Here is a 6,821-nt window from a genome sequence, read left to right on the forward strand (position 1 = left end):
AATTGTGAGTCCCTACGATTTCGTGTTTAACACCCAAGCGCGTGTCGGCCAAGCCTTGCAACGGTTACGACCGCAAGGATGAAACCTCTTGCGACCGGAACCGGCGTCTGATCGACTGGTTCGGGGAAGCAGCGGAGACGAGGAGCGGCACGATGAAACTTGGCCTGGAAGGAAAAATCGCAATCGTGACCGGCGCGGGTTCCGGCATCGGCGCCGCCGTTTCCAGGCAACTTGGCGGCGAGGGTGCGGAAGTGATCGTCGCCGACCGCGACGCCGACGCGGCGCGCAGCGTCGCGGCCGAGATTCGCTCAGCCGGGGGTAGGGCGCGAGATTTCACCGTCGACGTCACCGACGCGGGGGCGGTGGAGCAAATGGTCGCCTTCGCCGTGCAGGAATGCGGCGGATTGCATCTGGCGGTCAACAATGCAGGCATAGAGGGGCCGCGCAAAGCGACCGCGGACTACCCGCTCGAAGATTGGCGCAGGCTGATAGAAGTCAACCTGAACGGCGTCTTCTACTGTATGAAATACCAGATCGCCGCCATGCTCGCAAAGGGTGGGGGCGCCATCGTCAATATGTCCTCGATTCTCGGCGCGGTCGCCTTGCCCACCGCGTCTGCCTACACCGCCGCCAAGCACGGGGTGGTGGGGCTCACCAAAGCTGCCGGGATCGAATATGCAAGAATGGGGATTCGCGTCAACGCGGTCGGCCCCGGCTGGATCGAAACGCCGCTTCTGTCGGGACATTCGGAATTGGCGAAGACACGACGCCTGGAAGCGCTGCAGCCGCTCGGCCGGCGGGGAAAACCGGAGGAAGTTGCGGCTCTCGTCTGTTTCCTGCTGTCGGAACAGGCGAGCTTCATCACCGGCAGCTATCATCCGGTCGACGGTGCTTTTACGGCACATTAGAGCACTTCCGCGGCATTCCGTCCGGAAGTGCATGGTTTCAAAATGTTGGACCGCGGCACGACGCAAGTCCCGGTCAGATCCGCCGTCTCTCTGCCACGAGAAGCACCGCCAGAACGAAACAAAGCAGGCCAAGGGACGATGGCAGCCCCTGATGTCCGATCACTTGCATCGCCAGTCCGGTCGCGGGCGAGCCCACGATGCCGCCGATGCCCCATACGAAGGCGAAGGCCGCGTTGCCGGCGATCAGGGCCTGGCCGGTGAAACGTTCGCCGAGCTGGATCAGCGACATTGTGTAGATTCCGAACGAGGCTCCGCCCCAGACGAAAAAGAGCGGCCAGATGAGCCATGATTCGAAGATCGCCGGCAGCAGCAGGCAGCCACCCAGTGAAGCCAAGGCGCAGAGCATCATCGTCCGCAGCGACCCGAACCGTTCGGCCACCCGCCCGAGCAATATCTGCAGCACGGCATTGCCTGCGATGAAACAGGTGATGAGCGAGGCGATGCGCCCTTCTGTGCTGCCGAGCGCCGCACCATAGACCGCGAACAGGGAAAGCAGGGTCTGCTCCAAGGCGGCTGCGGCGAAAACCGCGAACAAGAGGAGCGGCGCCAGTGCGAAAAAGCCTCCGACCGATGTCGCTTCGCCTTCATGTGGCATCTTCGGCAGGTGCGGCACGACCGCAAGCACGATCAGCCCGCAGACAAGGAAGGCCACGATGCCGACCATGAAGGGCGGCCACCCTTGCGTGCCGACAAGACCGAGCGAGAGCGGGCCGATAGCGAAGCCGCCCGAGACGATCGACGAATAAAGGCCCATGATGCGGCCGCGCCGCCGCGCGGGCGTGATCGAGAGCAGCCAGGTCTCGCTGATCACGTAAAGTGGATTGGCGAAGAAGCCGAGCAGGAAACGCAGCGGCATCCAGATCCAGACCTCCCGCGACCAGCCGATTGCGATCAGCGTGAGCGCGGCCAGGCCCGAACACAGGATCGCAAGCCGCGCCGCGCCAATGCGCCGCGCCAGTGCCGGTATGAAGAGGGCGGATACGATGAAACCCAGCGGGGTCATCGCCGCGGACAAGCCGATCAGGCCGGGCGTCGTCCCCTGCCGCTCCAGGATGAAGCTGAGCAGGGGATAGGTAAGCCCCTGTGCCACGGCGAACACCGTGACGGTCGCGATGATGCCGGCCATGGCGGCCCATGGGATCCGCTCGTGGAGCGATAATGTCGTGCTTTCAGTGGTCATGCAGACTACGCCTATACTTGCCAGAAGGGCTTGGCGATCTCCGCCTCGGCTTCAAGCTTCGTCAGACCGATATCGCAGATCAGATGCGGATCGTCCTTCAACTTTTGCTCAAGTTCGCAGCGAAAGCGCTTCCGCTCCTCCCACGTCGCGACAATGCTTCGAAGGGTCGCGAGGCGGCGACGCGGCATTTCCGTCATAACGGAGGGGATATCGTTCATTGCAACCTCCATACGGCTTGAGGGGCAGAGCCCTCGACCTGGGGAGGACGAATTCTGCGTTATGCGAAAAGCGTCGTAATTAAGCTCCTCCAAAAAGTTCTCAAAAACTTCCAAACGCACTATAGATGCGCCTATGCAGCGATCGCGCATCGTCTTTGGTCCGTTCGTCCTTGATCCGGGTGCGGGAACGCTCGTTCGGAACGATGATCCCGTCGCCATCGGCTATCGCGGGCTGAAGCTGCTTGAGGCGCTCGCCGGACGGCCCGGCGAAATCCTGGGAAAAGCCGAGTTGATGGATGTGGCGTGGCCGGGTAGGGCGGTCGAGGAAGGCAACCTCACCGTCCAGATCGCGCAGCTGCGGAAAATGCTTGGTGCGCCCCCCGACGGCGGAGAATGGATCGCCACGGTTCCGAGGGTTGGCTACCGCTTCACTGGCCCTGTCGAACAGGTCGGTGGCGCGAAGCGAAATCCACTGGCGCTGCCCAACGAACCATCGATCGCCGTGTTGCCTTTCGTTAATTTCAGCAGCGATCCGGAGCAGGAATCCTTCGCTGATGGGTTGACCGAAGACCTGATCACCGACCTGTCCAGGATCTCCGGCCTTTTCGTCATCGCGCGCAACTCGGCCTTCGCCTTCAAAGGAAAGCCGAGGGACGTGCGCGAGATCGCCGCGGACCTTGGCGTACGCTATCTGCTGGAGGGTAGCGCACGACGCGCCGCGGGGCGCGTGCGCATCAACGCACAACTGGTCGATGCGGTGAGCGGCAATCATCTATGGGCGGAACGCTTCGATCGCAGTCTCGAAGATATCTTTGCAGTTCAGGACGAGGTCACCGGCAAGATCGTGGAGGCTTTGCTCGGCCGGCTGCGCCCACAGCCGCCGCGCAATCGCCCCAAGAATCTCGAGGCCTACGATCTCTGCGTGCGGGCGCGCAAGCTGATCGATGATTCGCCTCAGACGGCGCGGGAAGCGCATCTGATGCTCACGCGCGCGATTTCGCTTGATCCGGAATATGCCGAGGCCAATCGCTGGCTTGCCATGAACCACTGGATGAGATGGGTGCATTGGGGCGAACCGGTCGAGCCTAACCGTAGCGTTGCTTTGGAACTGGCACGCAAAGCCGTGGCGATCGATCCGAACGATGCCGGCTGCCATTGGGTGCTGGCCAACCTGCTTGCATATGAGCGCAGCTTCGCCGAGGCGGATGCGGAATTCGCCAAGGCGATCGAGCTCGACCCGAATGAGGCCGATACCTGGGCGACTTTATCCGACATAGCGGTCTTGGCCGGGCGGGTGGAGGAGGGTCTTGAGCACATACGCAAGGCGTTCCGGCTGAACCCGTTTCCGGCAAGCTGGTACTATCTGACGCTCGGCCAGGCCCAATATGCCGCCGGGGAATACGAAGCCGCCGTCGAGACACTGCGGAGGGACGAGACGTATCGCACCAGCTCGCGACGTTTCCTGGCGGCAAGCCTTGCCCAACTGGGCCGGCTCGACGAGGCGCGCGCCGAGGTCGAGCTGTTCCTCGTCGCCAACCCGCATTTTACAACGCGACACTGGGCGAGTACGGAGCCGTTCCGCGACCCTGTGACGCTTGCGCATTTCGTTGACGGCTACCGCAAGGCGGGCCTGCCGGAGTGACGCGCATCCATCGTCCGTTCGCGGGGCCTAATCCTCGAAGCGACTCGTTTCATCGCGATCCCGCTCGTATCGTCTCTTGAGGGGAAACGGCGGCAGCCAGGATTCGCGACGGACGGTCCAGCTTTCGTAGGTTGGCATCAATTGATCCGGGGCATCCAGGGATCCCAGGTTCACCTCGATTTCGTCTCCGGTGCGTGCAAAGACGATCGAGCCGCAACGGGGACAGAAATGCCGACCGGCGTAATCGCGTGTCTCGCCATCGACCGTCACAGAATCCTCAGGGAAAATTGCGGACGCGTGAAAAAGGGCCCCGTGATGCTTGCGGCAGTCGAGACAATGGCAGAGACCGACTCGGTATGGTCGTCCCGACGCCACAAATCGCAAGTTGCCGCACAGGCAACCGCCTGTGAATCGGTCCATACCGTGTCTCCTTTAAATCAAGCGGTTCAGCGTTGACGTTGTCCGGCACCCCGAGAGGTGCGGCTTGTCGCATGTCTATCGGGTAGAATGTGACGGGCTGGTCCGGGTTGCAAGAGCCGGGCCGGGTGAGGGGCTTTCTTTCCTTTGCTTAGCTTTTCGGGGTTTCAATCTCCGCGCTCTTGGGAGATCGTTCCGGATAAATTCAAGCGACCGGATTCGCCAGGAGCGCGCGCAATGCTTCCGGAAATTAAGCTCGTTGCGGACGTGGACGTAGTGGCCATGTCGCCACTGGTTCGCGGCATGGTCATGGCCATCTCCTATGCCGAGACCGAAGGCGGCATCGGTCTGACTGCGTCCGGTGCGATGAACCGCAAGTTTGTGCACTGGGCCGCTGTTCACTTCGATTGGCCCGGCAACACGCCGGAGGATCTATACAGCGTCAACAAGGTTCTGAACGAAGCTGACATGCCGCCGCTTTCGGTGGTCCACGACATGCTCAAGCACCTAAGGCTTGTGCGGCGAAAGAAAGACCGACTGCTTCCCACCAAACGCGGTCGGGATTTTCTTGCAAGACCCCAAACCTTCTTCGATCAGATCGCGACGGATTATCTTTATGCCTATATCGACTACGGGCAGACACGGGACGATGTGCGTGTGCGGATGCGGTGGTGGCACGTCTTTCTCAATCTTATCAATATCAAGGCGAGAAAGGGCTGTTCGCTGGACGACCTGGTGAGCGAGTTATACCCGAGGCAGTCGTACTCGCTGGCGCAAGCAGAAATGATTATCCAAGCTACGACGATCAGAGGGGAGTTCCGCTACGACATTATTCGGCCCCTGTGCTGGCTGGGATTGCTGCAGGAAGAGCGCGAAGGGCTAGATTTTCTGCAGGACGGTACCTATTACAAAACACCTCTATGGACAGCCTGTTTAGAGTTGGAATCCGATACGGAAGCCGAGATCACTGTCTCTTGAGGCACGTGCAAAGATGTCCAAGAGGCAAGCCATTGTTTTTATTGCCATGTCGCACTTGGAAATAGAATGTACCCGGCTACATGCATTGTGGCGGCCAGGTTGAAATGTCCGCTGTTGCGCAAAGTTAAAATGTCACTGTGAGTGCGTCACCAACCATTTAGAAATGCGACACGCGACATCCCCCTGGCACTGAGGCAAGCCCCCGACCGGACCGGCTGGATCGGATTGCAAGGGAAGGGAGGGGGCGGGTGAGACGCACCAACCGGCTTTAGCTTTGAGACCTTGCGACGGCGGATCATTCCGCCGCATCGAGCTCGGAGAGCGCTTGTCGCCGTCGGGCAATGACCGCTGGATCGTTCGTGAAATCGGTCCGACGCCCCGGCTTGCGGCCACTCGGTTTGTAACCGATCCTCTCGCTATTGGTCTTCACCTTCGGCGGCGGCCGCTCGTCCTGGCGCTCCTTGATGTAGGCCAGCACATCGGAAAGCCGCTTGTTCTCGGTGATCGCCGCATGCGTCACCCGCTGGTCCTTATCGAACACCCGGTAGGGCAGGCAATGGCCTTTCCACCGCACATCCAATCGACCATCGGCATAGGCATAGGTCTCGACATAGCGACCAGCCAAACCGCGCGTCACATCGGTCTCCTCAAGCATGATCCGCCGGCGCTCGAACGAAAACGTCAGTTGCGATCCGACATAGCGCTGCTCGCGTTTGCACAGGATCTCTTTGAGCCGATCGGGCGCCAGATTCATGGGCCGATGCAGATCATCGGGTCGGGCAGGGGCAACCGCAAACCGCGCATTGTAGTGCTCCATGAAGCCAGGCAGAAACGCATTGCCAGCCTCCATGCCGTCGATACCCGCCAGCCTTAATTCCTTGACCAGCCGATCCTGCAGCGTCCGGTTCATCCGCTCGACGCGACCTTTGGCCTGACTGGAATTTGCGCAAAGAATCTCGATATTTAGCTCGCAAAGTGCACGCCCGAACTGAGTCATGCCCTGGCCACCCTTGGCATCCTTCTTCGCCACCCGAAACACCGAATGTTTGTCGGAGTAAAAGGCCACAGGTGCCCCATGTTGCCTAAGGTAAAGCGCCAGCGTCTCAAAGTAGGTGAACGCGCTTTCCGAGCGCACGAACCGCAACTGCATCAACTTGCCGGTCGCATCATCGACAAACACCAAAAGCGAGCACGGTGGCCCGCGATCCTCGAACCAGCGATGCTCCGACCCGTCGATCTGCACCAGTTCGCCATAGGCCTCGCGTCGCAATCGTGGCTGATGAAACGTCCGTCGCTGCTTGCGCGACAGCCACAGACCGGCCTCCGCCATCCATTGGCGCAGCGTCTCGCGCGACACCGTCAGACCGTCACGCTCGGCAAGCTTCTCGGCTGCCAAGCTCGGACCAAAGTCCGCATAG

General features: G+C 60.8%; 7 protein-coding genes. 3 read left to right on the forward strand and 4 right to left on the reverse strand.

Features of this window, described 5'->3' with window-relative positions:
• The first annotated feature begins 152 nt into the window (after positions 1-152).
• On the forward strand, positions 153-908 hold the full coding sequence (locus AC6CIG_RS23465) for an SDR family NAD(P)-dependent oxidoreductase (protein WP_437407733.1): 756 nt from the start codon (positions 153-155) through the stop codon (positions 906-908).
• 73 nt (positions 909-981) lie between these two features.
• Here the strand turns inward: AC6CIG_RS23465 and AC6CIG_RS23470 are convergent, their stop codons facing one another.
• The gene (locus AC6CIG_RS23470) at positions 982-2,148 is read right to left on the reverse strand and encodes an MFS transporter (protein ID WP_437412237.1); all 1,167 of its coding nucleotides are present in this window, start codon (positions 2,146-2,148) and stop codon (positions 982-984) included.
• Between the two features lie 11 nt (positions 2,149-2,159).
• Positions 2,160-2,366, reverse strand: a complete 207-nt coding sequence (locus tag AC6CIG_RS23475) for a DUF1127 domain-containing protein (protein WP_437412236.1) — start codon at positions 2,364-2,366, stop codon at positions 2,160-2,162.
• Positions 2,367-2,499: 133 nt separating this feature from the next.
• Between AC6CIG_RS23475 and AC6CIG_RS23480 the strand changes: the two genes are divergently transcribed.
• The gene (locus AC6CIG_RS23480; protein ID WP_437412235.1) at positions 2,500-4,008 is read left to right on the forward strand and encodes a winged helix-turn-helix domain-containing tetratricopeptide repeat protein; all 1,509 of its coding nucleotides are present in this window, start codon (positions 2,500-2,502) and stop codon (positions 4,006-4,008) included.
• A gap of 27 nt (positions 4,009-4,035) precedes the next feature.
• Here AC6CIG_RS23480 and AC6CIG_RS23485 read toward each other — a convergent pair whose 3' ends face one another.
• Complete coding sequence (locus AC6CIG_RS23485) at positions 4,036-4,428, reverse strand: GFA family protein (protein WP_275597963.1); 393 nt, start codon at positions 4,426-4,428, stop codon at positions 4,036-4,038.
• Between the two features lie 234 nt (positions 4,429-4,662).
• On the opposite strand from AC6CIG_RS23485, the gene AC6CIG_RS23490 reads away from it, so the two are divergent.
• On the forward strand, positions 4,663-5,403 hold the full coding sequence (locus AC6CIG_RS23490) for a hypothetical protein (protein WP_018097665.1): 741 nt from the start codon (positions 4,663-4,665) through the stop codon (positions 5,401-5,403).
• Positions 5,404-5,698: 295 nt separating this feature from the next.
• On the opposite strand, the gene AC6CIG_RS23495 is transcribed toward AC6CIG_RS23490, so the two are convergent.
• A partial coding sequence (locus tag AC6CIG_RS23495) for an ISNCY family transposase (RefSeq protein WP_498323884.1) occupies positions 5,699-6,821 on the reverse strand: 1,123 nt, incomplete at its 5' end.

The sequence above is a fragment of the Sinorhizobium sp. GQ132 genome (assembly GCF_059758575.1).